Origin of the sequence: Nostoc sp. (assembly GCF_036919595.1) — a bacterium.
In the GTDB taxonomy this organism is placed as follows: Bacteria; Cyanobacteriota; Cyanobacteriia; order Cyanobacteriales; family Nostocaceae; genus Nostoc.
The window spans coordinates 1-18,995 of the sequence record NZ_JBALCO010000049.1 but is presented as its reverse complement, the minus strand read 5'-3'; the positions used below and the strand labels follow the sequence as shown (position 1 = coordinate 18,995).

General features: G+C 41.3%; 6 protein-coding genes and 1 pseudogene. All 7 read right to left on the bottom strand.

Annotated elements, in window-relative coordinates; genetic code table 11:
* Positions 1–87: 87 nt before the first annotated feature.
* The 7 genes and pseudogenes from V7K21_RS06635 to V7K21_RS06605 all read right to left on the bottom strand — a co-directional run bounded on the left by V7K21_RS06635 (position 88) and on the right by V7K21_RS06605 (position 18,220).
* Entirely contained in the window at positions 88–4,380 is a 4,293-nt protein-coding gene (locus V7K21_RS06635) for a non-ribosomal peptide synthetase (protein WP_335172651.1), read from the bottom strand.
* Positions 4,380–7,640, bottom strand: a pseudogene (locus V7K21_RS06630) (non-ribosomal peptide synthetase); the annotation flags it as partial. The gene V7K21_RS06635 and the pseudogene V7K21_RS06630, both read right to left, overlap by 1 nt.
* A 75-nt stretch (positions 7,641–7,715) precedes the next feature.
* A complete protein-coding gene (locus V7K21_RS06625; protein ID WP_335172647.1) occupies positions 7,716–8,672 on the bottom strand; it encodes an acyltransferase family protein in 957 nt (318 codons plus the stop codon).
* A 490-nt stretch (positions 8,673–9,162) separates the two neighbouring features.
* Positions 9,163–10,119, bottom strand: a complete 957-nt coding sequence (locus tag V7K21_RS06620) for a TIGR04325 family methyltransferase (protein ID WP_335172645.1) — start codon at positions 10,117–10,119, stop codon at positions 9,163–9,165.
* Between the two features lie 59 nt (positions 10,120–10,178).
* Positions 10,179–11,150 carry a cupin-like domain-containing protein gene (locus tag V7K21_RS06615; protein ID WP_335172643.1) on the bottom strand — a complete coding sequence of 324 codons (972 nt, stop codon included), beginning with the start codon at positions 11,148–11,150 and terminating at the stop codon, positions 10,179–10,181.
* A 56-nt stretch (positions 11,151–11,206) separates the two neighbouring features.
* Positions 11,207–16,126 carry an aminotransferase class III-fold pyridoxal phosphate-dependent enzyme gene (locus V7K21_RS06610; protein WP_335172641.1) on the bottom strand — a complete coding sequence of 1,640 codons (4,920 nt, stop codon included), beginning with the start codon at positions 16,124–16,126 and terminating at the stop codon, positions 11,207–11,209.
* Positions 16,127–16,129: 3 nt separating this feature from the next.
* The gene (locus V7K21_RS06605) at positions 16,130–18,220 is read right to left on the bottom strand and encodes a non-ribosomal peptide synthetase (protein ID WP_335172639.1); all 2,091 of its coding nucleotides are present in this window, start codon (positions 18,218–18,220) and stop codon (positions 16,130–16,132) included.
* Positions 18,221–18,995 lie beyond the last annotated feature (775 nt).

Below are 18,995 nucleotides of genomic sequence, written 5' to 3'. Positions count from 1 at the left end.
CTACAGCATAATTCAGAATTCAGAAGTGAGAACCAAAACGTTATAATCTTTGTGCCTGAATTACATTTTCTATAAGTCTAGAAAGATTTAGGTTTTTGTAATAGTTTGATCTATGCAAGCTTTTATTTTTTCGGACACAGATTGTATATGGGGTTCTTTAAAAATGGAATTATGAATCCCAGAAATATCATAGATATCCACTCCCCCTAATGCCAATTTACTCCAACCCATTTTGGGATCAGCCTCCTGTTGGGCAACTGCAAAACCATCTTCTGTTCGGAATACGGTTACTCGACCTGAGTAAACTTGTAGAACATATTTTCTTAGTGCTTGGATGGTGGCGTCTTGTACCATAAATTTCCGGTAGGAGTAAGCTAAGGGGCGTCCGAAGCTCAGGTGAAACTGAAAGACAAACCGCCAGATAATCTCTTTGATCTGATACTTAAGCCGCTCTCTATTTCTTTCTACCTGCTTAATAACATAGTTAGATGCAATTGCTAAAAGACTCTTCCAATGGCGAGAAGCTGGCTTTTGCGATGACACAGATTCGCTTTTTCTAGAACCGTAGGTATCAAATAAAACTAGCAAAGCTACTTTCTTACCTTGCATAACCAATTGCCGAGCCATCTCATAAGCAATTATACCCCCAGAGGAGTATCCACCGATAAAATAAGGCTCATGGGGCTGAATAGTCTGGATTTGTTGAATGTAGTGTGCTGCCATGTCTTCAATTCGGGTATAAGGAAGCTGTTTTCCATCTAACCCTTGTGGCTGTAATCCATAAAATGGTTGATCTGATCCTAAATGCAATGCCAATTCACGGAAACGTAGAACTTCTCCACCCAAACCATGTACACAGAAGAAAGGAGGCTTAGAACCGTTGGGTTGAATAGCTACCAAAGATGACCAAGGAATTGATGTTTCAGACTTTACATCAGCTATTGGCGTCACTACAACCCCAGGTTTTGAGCATCTTTCTTGCTCAACAATATTAGCTAATTGCTCAATAGTTGGGGCTTGCAAGAGGATAGATAGAGGTAGATTTTTGCCCGCTATCTTTTCAATATAAGAAAACAGACGTACTGCCAGCAGTGAGTGTCCACCCAAATCAAAAAAATTATCTGTTATTCCAATCGGATGAATTCCTAAAATATTTTCCCAGATTTCTGTTAATTGAAGTTGTAATGGATTTTCTGCTGTGGCAAATATTTTTTCTATTTTAGAATTAGTTGGATTAAGCGCAGATAAGGCTTTGCGATCAACTAGGCCATTAGCATTCAATGGCAGAGAATCTACTATAACAAAGGCAGAAGGCAACAAATGCTCAGGCAGCTTTTGTTGGAGAAAACTCAGCAACTGCTCACTCCCTAAAGTCTCTCCTTGTTTGGGAACAAGATAAGCAACTAAATGTTTATCTCTAGGAACATCTTCTTTGGTAATCATCACAGTTTTTTGCATGCCTGGATATTGACCCAAAATTGTTTCAATTTCAGCCAACTCAATGCGAAAACCACGAATTTTTACCTGATTGTCTAGGCGGCCCAGAAACTCAATATTGCCGTCACTTAAGTAGCGTCCTAAGTCGCCACTTCTGTAAAGGTATGCCCCAGATTCGCTGCTAAAGGGGTTATGGATAAATTTCTCAGATGTTAAGTCTGGACGGTTAAAGTAGCCTTGTGCAACACCGATACCGCTAATGTATATTTCGCCAGTAACGCCAATTGGCTGGGGTTGCGATCGCCGATCGAGAATGTAAATTTGGGTATTGGCGATCGCTTTTCCTATAGGAATTTCTGAACGAGTGCTACTGACTTCAGTGGCAGTTTCCGGATCGTAAACCGTGGCGGTTAAAGTTGTTTCTAGTGATCCATAGGCATTCAGCCAGCGTACTTGCTTGCCAACTTTTTCTACCCAAGTTAAATAAGCATTACGTGAAACTTTTTCACCACCAACCATGACTAAGCGCAAGATGGCTGGCAAGGTTTGTAAAGACACAGATGGCTCTTTAACTAACTCATACCAAAAAGAAGTAGGTATATTAACAACGGTAATCTTTTGTTGAGCAATGAATGGGAAAAACTGCGCCGCAGAGTTTTGTAGCTCTTGAGACTGGAGAATTGTGGTAGCACCAGTAATCCAACTAGGGAACAGTGATTCAATGAAAGTATCAGTTGTGATCCTAGATATGAGTAGTAGGCGATCGCTCTGAGTCAACTCCCAAGTTTCGCTAATTGCCAAGCTGTGGGTGACAAGATTACCGTGGGTAATGCCTATACCGTTGGGTTTTCCATTGTAACCGGACACATACATCACACAGGCGAGAGTCTGCTCTGTGGTATGATGACCTATATTTTCAATAGCGTGTAGGGCGATAACTTCCCAATCACTATCCAAACAGATAACTTGTGCTTGATGCTCAGAAAGTTTCTCAATTAATGAGCTTTGGGTTAACACTAAGGATATTTGGGCATCTTCTAAAATGAAAGCCAGACCATCTTGCCCAAATGTCCCAGCTATGGATACGTAAGTTCCCCCAACTTTCAAAATACCCAACAGCCCCACAATCATCTCTAAGGAAGGCTCTGCATAAAGACCGACGAATACCCCAGATTTTACCCCTAGAGTTTGCAAATAGTGGGCTAGTTGATTTGCACGCTGGTTGAGTTCCTGATAGGTTAATTGCTGATTTTCAAAACTTACTGCAATATTATTTGGAGTTTGCTTGACTTGATTTTCAAACCACTGATGAATACAAGTATTTTGAGGATAATCAGCCTGATTGCCGTTCCACTCAACCAACAATTGATGTTGTTCACCTGCTGTCAACAAGGGTAATTCAGCAATCGGCTGATCGGGATTAGCGACAATACCTTCGAGTAATGTTTTGAAGTGTCCTAACATCCGCTCTATGGTACTGGCATCAAACATCTCGGCATTGTAATCAAATACCATGCCCAGACCATTATCCTGTTCCCGCAAGACTAATGTCAGATCATATTTAGTTTTACCATGATAGATGTAGCCAAATAGAGAAGTGATAGTCAAATCAGGTAGTTCTACTGATGCCATACCACGACCATTCGACCAAGGAGGATTGAGGGAGAACTTTACCTGAAATAAAGGCGAATTCCGACTTTGTTGTTCTGGTCTAAGTTCTTCAACTAGTCTCTCAAAGGGTAGGTCTTGATGGGTATAAGCTTGTAAGCAATCCTTACGCACTCGGTCTAACAATTCTCGGAAAGTTGGGTTCAGAGCAAAGTTACTCCGCAGTACAAGAGTATTAGAAAAAAATCCAATCAACCCCTCGGTTTCAACTTGTCCCCGACTTGCACTTGCAAAGCTAATGAGTAGGTCTTCTTGTCCAGAATAACGGTAGAGCAATAGCTCAAACACTGTCAGTAGAGTCATGAAGAGGGTAACTCCCCACTTTTGACTCAGGTCTGTCAGGGCATGATTCAGCGTCTTTGATAGCAGCAGGGCAGCGCGATCGCCTCGATAGGTTTGCACACCGTAAGGACGGGGATGATCGTAAGGTAGCTCAATAATAGGTAAATTACCTTCTAGCTTTTGTTTCCAGTAGTTTACCTGTGCCTCTAAAACCTCTCCCTGGAACCATTGATATTGCCAATTGGTAAAATCAGCATACTGCACAGCTAAGGGAGGTAAAGGAGAAGCCTTCCCCGCCGACAATGCCTTATAGATGGTAGTGAGGTCTTGATAGAACAGATCGGACGAAGCTCCATCACAAATTATGCAGTGCATATTCCAGATCAGCAGATGCTCTTGCTTGCTTAACTCCAGCAGTAACACCCGCAAAATCGGCCCCTTACCTAGATCAAAGGGTTGATGAGCTTCTTTAGTTGCCAGTAAGTGAGCTTCCGCCTCCCGTTGTTCATTTGGTACTTGCTGCAAGTCAATTATTGGCAGCGTCAAGGAAACATCGGTGGCGATGACTTGAGTGGACTTTCCATTCACTGCTGGAAAAGTTGTCCGCAGGATTTCATGGCGGCGGACGACTTCTTTCAAACTTTCTTCTAAGACAGCAACATTGAGATTCCCCGTAAAACGTACCACGACGGGCATATTATTTGAGGAACTATCAGGTTCAAACTGATGGAGGAACCATAACCGTTGCTGACCAAAGGAAAGCGGCAAATTGCCATTCCGTTCACAAGCGACAATTGGGGGAATCTGTGAACTTGCGGCTGTAGTAATTTGTCGGAGAAAGTTGATGATTTCGGCTTTTTGAGTTTTTAACTCGGTTAGCAATTCCGGCGTGAGACTGTCTTTTGCCGCCCGATAGCGTAGGCTTTCGCCCTCTAGCCAAAGTTTGACATCGCGCTGACGTAGCTCAGATAGTAGTTCATTTAATGTTTTCATAGCTCGCCTTCCTCGTAATCATCAGCTGTTTCACTCTCAGCCGCCTGAATACCTTGGGTTGCCCAACGCAGAGTCTCCACTCGTTCAGCCAAATCTGCTACCGTTGGTAATTCAAATAAATTGGACATCAGGATTTCTACTTGCAAGGCTTGGCGGACTCGAGAAACCACTTGAATTCCTATTAGAGAATATCCCCCCAATTCAAAAAAGTTGTCGTAAATCCCAACCCGCTTGACATTAAGAACCTGCATCCAGATATCTGTAATCTGCTGCTCAATGGGAGTGCGAGGCGCTACATAATTTGCCTCCAGTTCCGGGCGGGAAGCATCTGGCTCTGGCAATGCCTTGCGATCAACTTTCCCATTGGGGGTTAACGGCATAGCTTCTAGTGCCATAAAGATCGTTGGCACCATAAAATCAGGAAGCTGTTGTTTCAAGAATCGACGCAACTGCGAAATCACTTGCAAGCTATCTTGACCAGTTTCCGCAACAATATAACCTACTAAATTATTCTCATTGGAAGTGTCTTCTCGAACAATTACAACGCCTTCTTTTATTGCTGGATGTTGCAGGAGTGCAGTTTCAATTTCGCCCAATTCTATGCGGAAACCACGCAATTTTATTTGATAGTCGATCCGACCTAAGTATTCAATTTGTCCATCTGGTAAATAACGAGCCAGGTCTCCAGTTTTGTATAAGCGTGATTTAGGGTTTGGGCTGAAGGGATTAGAAATAAATTTCTCAGCAGTCAGATCAAGACGATTAAGATATCCCCTTGCTAGTCCTTCGCCACCAATATACAACTCACCTGATATACCAATGGGAACGGGTTGTAAATGGGAGTCTAAAATGTAGATCTGCGTATTAGCAAGAGGGTAACCAATGCTTATTGCTTTATTTCCCGTTGTCACCTTGTAGCCTGTTGACCAAATCGTTGTTTCTGTAGGCCCGTAAAGGTTCCACAGACAAGCTCCCTTAGGTAATAATTGATTTGCAAGCTCTTTAGGTAAAGCTTCGCCTGTGGAAATCATCTTGAGTTGAGGACTACCTTGCCATCCGGCTGCCAGTAATAGCCGCCAAGTAACTGGTGTCGGTTGCATAAAGGTTGCCCCGGAGGTGGTTAGCGCTTTTAGCAGTTGGGTGCCATCAGCCGCAACTTCACGGCTCACCAACACCAACTTCGCACCTACAGACAGGGGTAAAAAAATTTCTGAAACGGCAATATCAAAGGATAGGCTAGTAACAGAGAGGAGAGTATCCTCAGCAGTTAAACCGGGTTCTTGAGCGATCGCATTCAGGAGATTAACAGCACTCCGATGTTGAATTTGAACGCCTTTTGGTTGACCTGTCGAGCCAGATGTATAGATGACGTAGGCTAAGTTATTGGAAGTGATGTTATGTGTTGGGTTATCCAACTCATAATCTATGAACTGCCAATTGGTATCAAGGCAAATAATCTCTGCTTGATGGTTGGGTAACCCCGACTTTAGCTTCTCCTGCGTTAGTAGCACTGACACCTGAGCATCTTGCACCATGAAAGCTAAACGTTCTTGAGGATAAGCATAATCTAAGGGTACATAGGCTCCTCCGGCTTTGAGAATGCCTAAAACTCCTACAACCATTTCCAAGCTGCGCTCGACACACAGACCAACCAGAACTTCTGAGCCGACTCCTAAGCTTTGGAGATAATGGGCTAGCTGATTGGCTCGCAGATTCAGTTCGCGGTAGCTAATAAGTTCCTCTTCAAAAACTACAGCGATCGCGTCTGGAGTTTTCTCCACTTGAGTTTCAAACAGCTGGTGAATGCAGATATCTTGGGGATAAGCTGTTTGAGTATTGTTCCATTTTGCTAATAACTGTTGCTCAACTGCTGGCAAAATTGGCAATTTAGCAATACTTTGATTAGGGTTGGCAACTATGCCCAATAACAAAGTTTCAAACTCTGCCATCCGGCGGCGGATAGTGTCAGCATCAAATAAATTAGTGTTGTACTGACATTCCAGGATCAGTTGACCACGCAATTCTGTAGCATTGATAAACAGTTCAAAATTCTCGAATGCGCGGGGATTGGAGAAAAATTCTACCTCCAAGTCGATAAAGGGAAGTTGATCGCTCTCTAGCGCTTGATCGACATTAAATATAATTGGTACTAAGGGAATGCGGCTAGAATCCCGTGGTAATACTAATTTTTTGACCAGGCTGCCAAAGGTAAATTGTTGATGGTCATAGGCATCTAACACAGCCGATCGCCGCGTTTGCAAGTAGTCGCTGAAAGATTTTTCGCCATTAATCTGGCTACGCAAGGGTAGTAAATTTACACAGTGTCCTACGAGATTATATTGCCCCAATGCAGCTTGTCCGGCGGCTGGAATACCTACAACCAAGTCGTTTTGGCCTGTCATCCGGTGTAGCCAAACCTCAAATCCTCCCAGGATAGTAGTCATAAAGCTACAACCGAGTTTTGTCCCCAGTTGTTTTAGGTTGGCAACTAGTTCGGGGTTTAAATGCCAATCTTCGCGGGCGGCGTTAAAGGTTCTCAGTGGGGGACGGGGGCGATCGCTAGGGAAATCCAGTACAGGTACATCAGCGAATTGTTTCAACCAGTATTTTTCTGTAGCGATCGCTTCTGGACTATCCGCCTCTTCTTCCTGCAAAGTCGCATATTCACTTAAGTGATCTGGTTCTTCTAATTCAGGAACAATACCCTGTTGCAAGCCAGAATAAAGTTTACCCAAATCTGGCATCAGCACTGCCCAAGACCAACCATCACAAATTATATGATGGGCTGTCAAAATAGCTAAATGCTCCTGCGGCTGCAATTGGATAATTTTTGCCCGAAATAGAGGGCCATGTTCCAAATCAAAAGGTTGCTCTACTTCTTGTCGCAGGATACTAGCTAATTTTTCCTGTTGATCCTGTAGTTCCAGGCTAGAAAGATCAATAATAGGGATTTCAATTTGCCGAGAAGCAACAATGCAGAGTATATTGCCATTTGTGCTAAAAGTTGTCCGTAGTGCTTCATGACGTTGTACTAACTCTTCCACCGCAGACTGGAAAACTTTGACATCAAGTTCGCCTCTTAGTCGTAGAGATTGGGACTCATTATAAGCACAATTGGCAGCATCCCCCATTTGCACAGAAGCCCAAATTTCTTTTTGTGATTCTGTGGCAGGGGCGGTTAGAAGTAATTCTCCATCTGCAAATGGATCAAAATCAACCGCAGTTAATCTGGATTGGTAATCTACAGGTAATAAGCTCATATAACTCTATTATTTTCTCAGTTTATTCAATGTGATTATATTTAAATCTTTCTTGACAAACTACTTGCGTTCAATTCATTGTTTAGCGAAGATTGTAGACTTTAAATAATTACGCCTAGGAACTTCTACGAATTTATATGTCAATGATGCAGCCAATATGATGATCATAAGAAATACTCCTAGAGATGTCAAGGCTTCATATTCTGTGAAGCTTTTGCCGAAAATATGGTGAAATTTATAAATATAGAATATTTTTAACATTTCTTGAACAAACCAATGAACCATATAAATCGAATAAGATATAGTACCGAGATATAGCATTAACCGGAAATTTAAACCTTTTGATATCACACCATTATTGTTGACAGATACAGCTAAAATTAATAAAGAAAACGCTGGTAAAATTAGCCAATCGTGAAGGCTATGCAAATGATGCCAGTAGTAATTCATAATTAGAATTATCCAAGTTATAGCTATAATTGTCAGGAAATTAAGATTGAAATACTTTTTGTAATTACCTCTACAATAGACTTTGTAAGTTATAATACCGAGTACACACTCTAGCGCGCATCTAGCTATCGAAGGTATGCCAATAATACTATCTAAATTCCCACGGGTAAAAGCGATTAGTAGTAATATACTAAAGAGAGTATAAATATAAATTATAGAATCATTTATTTCGCTATTTCTTAATAAGAAAAGTAATAAAAATGGAAATATACAGTAAATAACAAACTCTACGCTAATTGACCAAGCTGGTTCATTCCAATAAGTATTACACCACAATAAAGGTGGGCAACTTAGGTCGAATGCTTGGAGAAGAAAAATATTAGCAAAAAGGGCAGTTAAGTTAAATTTACCAGTGAAAGCAAAATTATTTAGTAAGAATAATTTTACAATTTTTAATCCAAAAAATAGAAATAAAACAAATATATGGAGAGGATAAATTCTGGCAAAACGCGAGAATAAATATGAGTGATAGTTAGATGAATTAACTCTTAATGAAAAATCTCCAATATAAACGTGGGTCATATAAAACCACTCAGAATAAAGAAAAAATAAACCCACAAATATCCATTTTGAAAAAAATCGCTATATACTGATAAAGTGGAGCCAGTTTTGGGCAAAGTGTAATAGGAGAAATGGTGTACAACAACCAAAGCTACAATACCGCGCAGAGAAGTGAGCGAATTGGTTTGGTTATACATTATATTTATGGCATTTAATGATATTATAAATACGAAAAAATAGATATTTTAATGATAATTTTTATGGTTGTATGAGATTGATATTATGTCCGCTTAAAGACTTATCATGAAGACCTCAGATAGCAGGAAAAACAAGGTTTTCCAGTTTTTGCACAGATGTGGTAATTATAACTAATTAACCGGACATAATATGATATCTGATTTTTGAAATACAAGTATACTAAATATTCTTTACCAAATTATGGTTTTGGTGGGTAATGCTCATTAAAACCATAAAAATTATTTTTTGAGAGAAATGATATCATCAAACTTTACTAAATGAGCCGTAAATAAAAACCATAATAATTATGTATAAATCGGTCAGGGTGAAATGGAATAGAACAGGTACGATTTATTTTCCAACTATCGATTAATTCATAGCCAATTGAAGTAAGAGAAGCAAGAAACTGAATCCGGTTGTGAATTTTATATGGACTAAAAGCATAGCCAATATTTTGCAATGTTATAAAAGATTCGCCTTCATAAAACGGTGTATGATTTATTAAGATATGCTTTGGCTTTACTTTAAGTTCTCCTAAAATATCAGCTAGTGATACTTCTAGATATTGCAAAGTGCCAACCGTCAGAAGAATATCCATCCCCTCCGCCTTAGCAAAATCCCTTGTAAAGGACAAACCTGGACTGTCAATCTCTCTGGCCAACTTCTCTCCTGCGATAATTAGCTCTGGGAGTTCGCACACCAACCAGCGAAGATTACTAGGGTATTGGAGATACTTACGGCAAGCATAATAGCTGACACCTACATTACCACCAAGGTCAAAAACGGTTGAACTATCATTGAAGGCTGACTTGAGCCAAAAGACCATTGGATAGTCAATAAGATCAAGCTTACCTAACTCGCGTCTAGTAGTTAACTGTGCTACTGAGCGATGATTGTGAATTTCAGGCTGGCTGTGGCTGATGCGAGAACCCGAAGGAAGGGCTTTCAAGGCTTCAGAATAGGTATTGAAAACCCCGCGATATGATAGATGACGGAAAAAATACCAGTAGTAGTAATAGTAATCTGAAACAATAGGAATGTTTATCACTATCTTCGTAACAAACTTCTGTATTTTATCTGCCATCCTTTGGGTAAATTTAATCGGATCAATGAGCTTTTTAAAACTGGAGTAGAAGTGCAAATCGTCAGCCTCAGTGGTGCGATTAGAAGGTTTCTCAGCTAATGACTTGATTGAATTCTGCTTATTCGTGGATGATTTAGTTAGTGACATATCGAAAAACCTAATCTTAATCTGGTGTATGCTTTGTTTTTAATAATTACGACAGATGATTATCGCTTTAGTGACCTCACGACCTCTTGGAAAAGTTTTGCTGGGGCAGTAATTCTTTTTATACCGGAGTGAAGCACTTCATCATGATTTTCTGGCTTTCGTTTAGAGAACATTTCGACAGCAAAAATTTTGGTTCTATCTCGTAATGCAGACTGTCCTGGAGGAGTTGGCAGCATACCTAGTTTTCGGAGATAATAATTAACCTGATAAATTCTGGCGTGTAAATCGCACGTCTTCAAACAAAAGTTAATACTCAGGGAAACAGAGTAATTATCTCTATTTTTAACCCAGTGTGGGGCTAGTACTGGATGGTGAACTCCTTTTCCTGGAACTAAGTGGTTCACACTTGCCTTATTCTGGTTCTCCTCTCGATAATTCGCTGATGAAATATGCCCTAAATAGAAATTCTCAATCTCTTCCTCTGTCAACACAGAGCGATCATTTTGATCGAACAGATGGACATCCTTGTCACCATGTATTTGAAATAAGAAATTACAATCATGGTCAATATGGTAGGGGGTGATTGAGTGAGGAGAAGAAACAATAATGGTAGCTATTGACCAGGTAATCTCTCGATGTAAACGAACAGTTGTAAGGTCTTCAAGTTCAATCAAGGTTTGATCTAGTAAAGCCTTATAGTCTGGGTCAATATGGGCACTCTTAAACATTATAAAGTAATCTGATTCTTGAATGTTTAAGAGTGCTTCTACAATTTGTTTTTTCCTTGGTAATTGCTCCCATTTAATCCCAGGATAATTGCCGTTTTTACAACAAAAAACTTGTCTTTTCGGAAAGAGGTTGTTTGCCAGATCAATCAGACGAGGAATCTTAAATAAAGGATGCCCTACAAGATTATGGGAGAACATAAATGGAGAATGGTTAAACGTCTCTTGAAAGCCTGGGGTATCCACCTCAATAATGCGTTCAGGAAGCGTCAATTTGGGCTGCAAAATTATCGGAGATGAACTCATAAAATGCCTCCAAATTACTATTATTTATACTTACCTACTTAGCTCAAAAAACTATTTCAGGAAACACTTGCGACTTGTAAATATTTACCAGGTCGCTCGGTATCGGGGATATACCAAGCGGGGTTCCCTTGGGGATCTCTTCCTAATCTGGCATCAGGTTGTGGAGGACGATTGCGTTCTACTCCATTATGGCGATCGCAATTTGTTACTTCTATGGGCGGTGCAGACAAGAAGCCAGCAGACTGCATTTCGGCAATACTTTCTTTAAAGGCTGCCATCACAAAAGCCAGATCGGCTTCGGAATGGGCTGTCGTTAAGAAGCAAGGACGATGATCCCAAGTATGTACTCCCTTATCCCGCAGCAAGTAAAATAGCAAATCTCCGTAGGGAAACTCTGGTGTAGACTTCACCATGAACAGAGAGCCGAAATTATAAGCTGTAAACGGAGCCTGAACTTGCTGAAAATAGCCCATAAGTTCCGCTACAAATTTATCGGTTCTTGCATTAAGATTTTGCTGCAAGCTGGGACCACAATGGAGCAAATGCTGAAGCACTGCTTTGGCTGCTGCTAGTGCTAAAGGATGGCGGACGAAGGTACCAGCAAAGTAAGTCACGCCTACCTCTGGAACTGAGTCATCCCCAAACTGCCAAAACCCACCATCTAAAGCATCCATATATTGCGATTTGCCAGCAATGACTCCAATTGGTAGTCCACCGCCCACAATCTTGCCGTAGGTTGCTATATCAGCTTTGATACCAAAATGCGCTTGAGCGCCACCTGGATGAATTCTGAATCCGGTAACGATTTCATCAAAAATTAGGGCAATACCAGCTTTCTCCGTAAAATCACGCAGTTGGTGGAGGAATTCCTTGGGCTGGTATTCAGGGCGACGGCTTTGCACAGATTCAACCATTACTGCTGCTAACTCATCAGCCCGATTTTTGAGGATTTCTAGGGACTCAGGCGAATCATAGTCTAGTACCAAGATGTTCTCTACCATTTCTGGTGGGATACCGGGAGCAGCGGGAATTGACCGGAGTTTCTTTGTCCCCCGAACAATTACTTCATCCAAAATACCGTGATAAGCTCCAGAAAAGATGGCGATTAAGTTACGCCCTGTAATTGTGCGTGCCATCCGCATCGCTCCCAGAACCGCTTCTGAACCTGTGTTACAAAAGGCTGCTCGGTCAAAGTTGGTCAATTCACACATTAGCCGCGCCACTTCTCCAACTAAGGGAGTCTGGGGGCCAATTTCCATGCCGAGTTTCAGTTGTGCTTCAATTGCCTTGGTAATGAAAGGTGGCGACCAACCAAACAAATTCAAGCCAAAGCCATTGCTTAAATCAACATATTCATTACCATCAATGTCCCAAAGTTTAGAACCCGATGAACGAGACGCTACGATGGGGTAAACCATCTCTTTCATGGTCGGGTTAAACCCAGAAACAGTTCTTGGGTCTGCCAGATAAGGGCGATGGGATTGAGTATATTCTTTGGATTTTTTAGTCCGTTGTGTATATCTTTGGATAATTTTGTCTAGATGAGTTCGTTGGTGCGCTGTCAGAGTTTTAGTCTGGGTCTTTTCAATTCGAGCTGCTGCACCAAATGCCTTTTTTGCACCATTCGTCTCAGTGTCTACCGATGGAAGTGATTCTTTGCTCGTTTGAGTAGCTGGGATGGATAGAGCATTTTGTGGTTTGACACCATTATTTTGAGGTGTCACCGCAGGTACAACTGGGATTGTTACAGGTTGACTGTTGTTACCCAATAGCGCCAATTGCTGAGTCATGATTTGGAGCTGCTGATTAATCACATTTTCGAGGAAACTGGATGCAGCAGGTTGGGGAGAAATCTCAGGTGCAGATCCATTTGGATTAACTTCATGGACTATCAAAGTGGGTGATGTGTTTACAGGTGCTGGTAATTGCACTTCTGGAGTGGGTTCTACAACAGTTTCTATTAATCCTAATGCTGATAGAGTTTCGGCAGACAGGGCTGGATTGATAAAGTCAGCCAGTGTTCCTAAATTGGGGTAAATTTCTAATAACAGCCTAAGTGTTACCTTGACTTGAAATTTTTTCTTTAACGCTAGCGCCACTTGAGTCAGAGATAAAGAATCTAATCCCATTTCTAAAAACGTTGTTGAGTCGTCAACATTAGCGATTTCCAATCCTGAGGTTTCTTCGATAATTTCTTTTAGCAGAGGAATGAGCTTTTGCTGAGGGTATGTTTTCATAGTTTGGGTCTTTTCTAATGACTGGCGATTTGGAAGTTTGGCAGTTGCTGCACGATTGGGATGAGGTGGAGGATCAATCCAGAAGCGTTGGCGTTCAAAGGGATAGGTAGGCAGAGAAATTCGTTGTCGCGTTTCCCTTTGATAGAAGTTGCTCCAGTCAATAGATACTCCTGTTAGCCACAGTTGTCCTACTGCCCTCAGTAATGCCGTCCATTCGGCTTCGTTCTGAGCGTTATCACCCAAAGAAGCGATCGCTATCTGTTGTTTAATATCTTTTGCTTGTTGGCGGGCTAAAGTCGTAGTTGTGATTCGCGGCCCCACCTCTAACAGTATGCGTTCTGGCTGTTGCCATAGGGTTTGTACACCTTCGGCAAATCGCACAGTCTGGCGTAGATGTGTAGCCCAATACATCGGATCAGTTGCTTGCTGGGCTGTAATCGAGTCGGCGGTAACTGTGGAAACAAAGGGAATTTGGGGAGGTGATAATTTAACTTTCCCAACTACCTCAGCAAATGGGGCAATGATGCTATCCATCATTGGGGAATGGAAAGCATGGGAAGTGTGTAAACGGCGACAGACAAATTCTTCGCTTTCTAGTTGTTTTTGCAGAGCCGCGATCGCCTGTGTTGGTCCAGAAACGACACACAAAGAAGGGCCATTAATTGCTGCGATCGCTAGTTCTGCGCTCAATCGTGGCTCTACTTCTTTGGCTGGTAGGCGCACTGAGAGCATAGCCCCTTCTGGTAACTCCCACATTAAACGACCGCGATTTGCAACCAACATCAGCGCATCTTTTAAGGTAAATACACCTGCAATACAGGCGGCGACAAATTCGCCAATACTGTGACCAATCATGGCTTGGGGCTTGACTCCCCAACTTTGCCACAGTTGCGCTAAAGCGTATTCAATGACGAATAATGCTGGTTGGGTAAAACAGGTTTGCCGCAGGAAGATAGCCGCAGTTTCGCTATCGCTCGGTGCGGGATAGATGATTTCTCGTAAATCCCTGCCCAACAAAGGTTTAAGGATTTGGGCACATTCATCTACTACCTCCTGAAACACAGGTTCGCGGTTGTAGAGATTCAGTCCCATGTTCACATATTGCGATCCTTGTCCGGGGAACATGAAAACAACGGCTGGATTGCGGATTTCTGGATTACGGGTATTTACTTGATTTGGATCTAAAGATTGTAGTGCTGCGATCGCATCTGTTATATCGTGACAAACTACACTGCGTCGATAGTTTAAAGCTTTGCGCCCTCGCTGTAGGGTATAAGCTACATCGGCTAAGTTAATTTCGGCATTGTATTGTAAATGTTGCTGCAAATTTGCTGTTGCAGCCTCCAAAGCTTTACTAGTTTTTGCCGAGAGCAACAATAGCTGCTGTGGGCGAGAAGATCCCGAATTTTGGATTTGTGGCGCTTCTTCTAGCACAATATGAGCATTAGTCCCGCCGACACCAAAAGAACTCACACCGGCTCGTCGCAAAGTTTCACCCTCTGACCATTCAGCTAGCTTGGTATTGACATAGAAAGGGCTGTTGGCAAAGTCAATCTTGGGATTGGGAGCCTCAAAATTTAAGCTAGGTGGAATCTTTTTATAATGCAGGGCGAGAGCGGTTTTAATTAACCCTGCTACCCCAGCCGCAGCTACTAAATGTCCGACATTGCCCTTAACAGAGCCGATCGCACAAAATTGTTTCGCGTTTGTATGCACACGAAATGCTTGCGTCAGTGCTTCAATTTCAATGGGGTCGCCTAAAGGTGTAGCAGTACCGTGAGCTTCAATATAAGAGATGGTTTCCGGGTGAAAGTTGGCATCAGCTTGCGCCATTGCAATGGCCTCTGCTTGTCCGTCTACACTGGGAGCCGTAAAGCTCACCTTATGAGCGCCGTCATTATTGATACCAGAACCCCGAATTACGGCATAGATGCGATCGCCTTGATTAAGGGCATCTTCTAAACGCTTGAGGACAACCAATCCTGCACCATTGTTGAACATTGTGCCTTGAGCGCTGGCATCAAAGGGACGGCAATGCCCATCCCCAGACAGCATACTGTCTTCTTGAGCCACATAACCGCTGTTTTGGGGTGTAGTCATAGATACACCACCAGCTAGAGCCATATCGCACTGATAGCTGTTTAAGGCTTGACAAGCCTGAATAATTGCTACTAAAGAAGTAGAACAAGCCGTATTAACACTGACAGCAGGTCCCTTGAAGTTGAGCTTGTAAGCAGCACGAGTGGTCAAAAAGTCTTTTTCATTTGCTAACATCGTCTGGAACTCGCCAATGCGATCAACAATTTCCATACGACCAGAAATATGGTTAGCAAAATAAGTATTTTGACCACAACCAGCGTACAAACCAATCAAACCATCAAAAGACTCTGATTCATAACCAGCATTTTCTAGAGCTTCATGAACCAACTCTAGGAAAACTCTAGCCTGTGGGTCCATAACCACAGCTTCCAGTGGATTAATGCCAAAGAAAGCAGCATCAAAGGTTTCCCCCCCAGGAATGATTCCTCTAGCTTTCACGTAATTAGGATCTTTGCAAAGGTTCGGGTCAATACTAGGATCTAGCTCCTCATCTTTAAAAAAAGTCGTTGACTCTAATCCCTGACACAGATTGTGCCACAACTCATCGACATTCTCGGCGCCAGGAAATCTTCCTACCATGCCAATAATGGCAACACCATCAATAGGATCTTGGTTATCTAAGGTTTGCATATTCACCATTGCTTAAACACCTTGTTGATGATTACGGCGACGAGTCCGAGCTGCTTGTTGGCGTTGGGCGCGATTTTGCAGCTTGTCATGAGACGGTTGGCTGTTCTGGTTTGAATGCAAATACTTTGCTAAAGAGCCAATCGTTGAATACTGAAATAGCTTCACAGTAGGTAGCTCAATACCAAGCTCCTGTTGCAACCGCACAGCAACTTGCAAAATTGAGATTGAAGTTGCTCCCAAATCAAAGAAATTATCATCAATCCCAACGCGATCAATTTTGAGCAGTTCAGACAAAATACCTGCAAGCAAACGCTCTAAATCGGTTTGGGGAGCAATATAGGCTTGTTCTAGTTGCGGACGTTCTCTACTTGGTGCTGGCAATTTATGTCTATCTACTTTGCCATTTGCAGTCAAAGGCAGTGACTCTAACATCACAAATGCTGACGGCAGCATGTAATTAGGTAGTCGCTGTTGTAAAAAACTACGTAATTTATTGTGTGTATAACTACTGTTATACTGAGGAACAATATAAGCTGTCAACTGCTTTTCACCTGTTTCATCCTGACGAGCTAAAACGATAATTTCCCGAACGTCACGATGTTGTGCAATCTCTCGCTCAATTTCCCCTAGTTCAATTCGGAAACCGCGAATTTTTACCTGATTGTCAATTCGACCTAAAAACTCGATATTACCGTCTGGAAGATAACGAGCTAAATCTCCAGTATTGTAAAGGCGCGTTGCTAAATTCCTATCAAAGGAGTGAGAAATAAATTTTTCAGCAGTCAAGTCAGGACGGTTCAAATAGCCTCTAGCTAATCCATCTCCACCAATGTATAATTCGCCAGTTTCTCCAATTGATACTGGTTGGAGGTTGTCATCTAATATATAAACTTGGGTATTAGCAATTGGGCGACCAATAGGAATAGAGACACCTGCTTGCAGTGGTGCTGTTATAGTGTGGCAACAGGTAAAAGTTGTATTCTCAGTTGGCCCATAACCATTAATTAGCTGACAATTCTCTACTGTTTGGAGAAACTTCTGTACATGGGGAACAGATAAAACATCACCACCCGCTAAAAGTTGACGCAAGGATTTTAAAGCATCAATTTTTTCATCCACTATGAGATGAAATAAGCCGGCTGTCAGCCAAAGAGTAGTAACTTGATATTGTTGAATAATCTGCCCTAATTCTTCTAAAGATGGTGTATTAGGAGGGCAAATTGCTAGTCGCCCACCGTTAAGTAAGCAACCCCAAATTTCAAAAGTTGAAGCGTCGAAGGAAATAGGAGCCAGTTGGAGAATTATTTCTTCAGCCGTTAGTTGAACATAATTAGTTTCTTTGACTAACCTAACTACGCCACGATGGATAACGCTAACACCTTTGGGTGTACCTGTAGAACCTGAAGTATACATGACATAAGCCAGGTTATCAGCAGTAATGCTAGTGCTTAGGTTCTCATTTTTATTTTGGACGATACCTTCTGGTGCATTCGCTATGCGTAGCTTGCTTTCCCGTAGGGGTAAGGTGGGCTTTGCCAACGCATTCCAATCTGCATCTAGGCAAATTACAAATGCTGTATGAGTAGGTAATTTGGCAACTAGTTCTTTTTGAGTTAATAATACTGATACCTGAGTATCTGACAGCATGAAAGCTAAACGTTCTTGGGGATACCCTGATTCTAATGGCACATAAGCTCCACCTGCTTTGAGAATAGCTAAAAGTGCTACAACCATTTCTAAAGAGCGCTCTATGCAGATTCCTACAAGAGTTTCTGTTCCTACCCCTACTGTTTGGAGATATTGTGCTAGTTGATTCGCACGACTATTCAAATCTCTATAGGTGAGATACTGATTATTAAAGATTAGTGCTACAGCATTAGGTGTTTTCTCTACTTGTGCTTCAAACAATTGATGAATACACGCTTGCTGAGGATAATCAGTTTGAGTCTGATTCCACTCGATTAGCAGGTCTTTTTCCGAGTATTTCAAGATAGGTAATATTAAATTATCTCCTTCTAAGTTATTTTCTGATAATGAGGCTTGATACTCATTTACCAACAATTCGGTTTCATTTTGGGTTGATGAATTAGTTATTGATTTCATAGTTAATTTTCGCAAAAAATATATTTTTTTACGAAATGTGTAGTTTTTAATTATTGCTGCACTTTTAACTCAATAAATTTATGGGTTGGGGATGCAGTTCAGACTCTAAAATATACTGAACAACAATGAGTAATTCCTGATAAATATTAAAGTGTGTTCTAAAATTCACATTAAAGATACTTTTGTATATTAACGATATAGATTTTTTGATAAACCAGTAAATCAGGGAAAATAGAGTATAATTTTGTTCCGGATAAATGAGTAATAAAAAATTTAATGTATTTAAGATGATATTGTTATTTCCCTAAATCAGGTATGAGGAAACCAACATAATGATGTATAACAATTAATATGGCTGCAACACCACGCAAGGATGTTAAAGCTTTTATATGTTTAGTTATTAGTCTTTTTGCTTAGTATTTACAGTGACATTTTTAGCTTTTAAATTACATTCAAAGACTAATTTCACAACAAATTATGCTGCAATCTTACAATGTTTGTATGAAAGGGCACTGACTACAAGATTTAGTTCTCTCATTCTGACCTATTTCCTCAAAATCATAGTTATTTTCAATATATCTTCATTGAAAATTTAAACTTTAGAGATGGTTTGCAATGGGAGTATTAAGAGTTTCAGAGAATTTTTGTGTAAGTACTGAAGTTTTTAACGCTAATCCAAGCGCAATACTTTTCGGTTAAGAATTAAGCAGTATTGATAATGGAAAAATTAAGTGGCTGGCGTTGAGTACCAGTTCCTCTATCGCATGGTTTCTTA

What these genes read in the sequence shown, in the direction of transcription:
- V7K21_RS06635 (WP_335172651.1), bottom strand. Translation starts at nt 4,380, where the DNA reads ATGAAAACATTAAATGAACTACTATCTGAGCTACGTCAGCGCGATGTC.
- V7K21_RS06620 (WP_335172645.1), bottom strand. Translation starts at nt 10,119, where the DNA reads ATGTCACTAACTAAATCATCCACGAATAAGCAGAATTCAATCAAGTCA.
- V7K21_RS06610 (WP_335172641.1), bottom strand. Translation starts at nt 16,126, where the DNA reads ATGGTGAATATGCAAACCTTAGATAACCAAGATCCTATTGATGGTGTT.
- V7K21_RS06615 (WP_335172643.1), bottom strand. Translation starts at nt 11,150, where the DNA reads ATGAGTTCATCTCCGATAATTTTGCAGCCCAAATTGACGCTTCCTGAA.
- V7K21_RS06605 (WP_335172639.1), bottom strand. Translation starts at nt 18,220, where the DNA reads ATGAAATCAATAACTAATTCATCAACCCAAAATGAAACCGAATTGTTG.
- V7K21_RS06625 (WP_335172647.1), bottom strand. Translation starts at nt 8,672, where the DNA reads ATGACCCACGTTTATATTGGAGATTTTTCATTAAGAGTTAATTCATCT.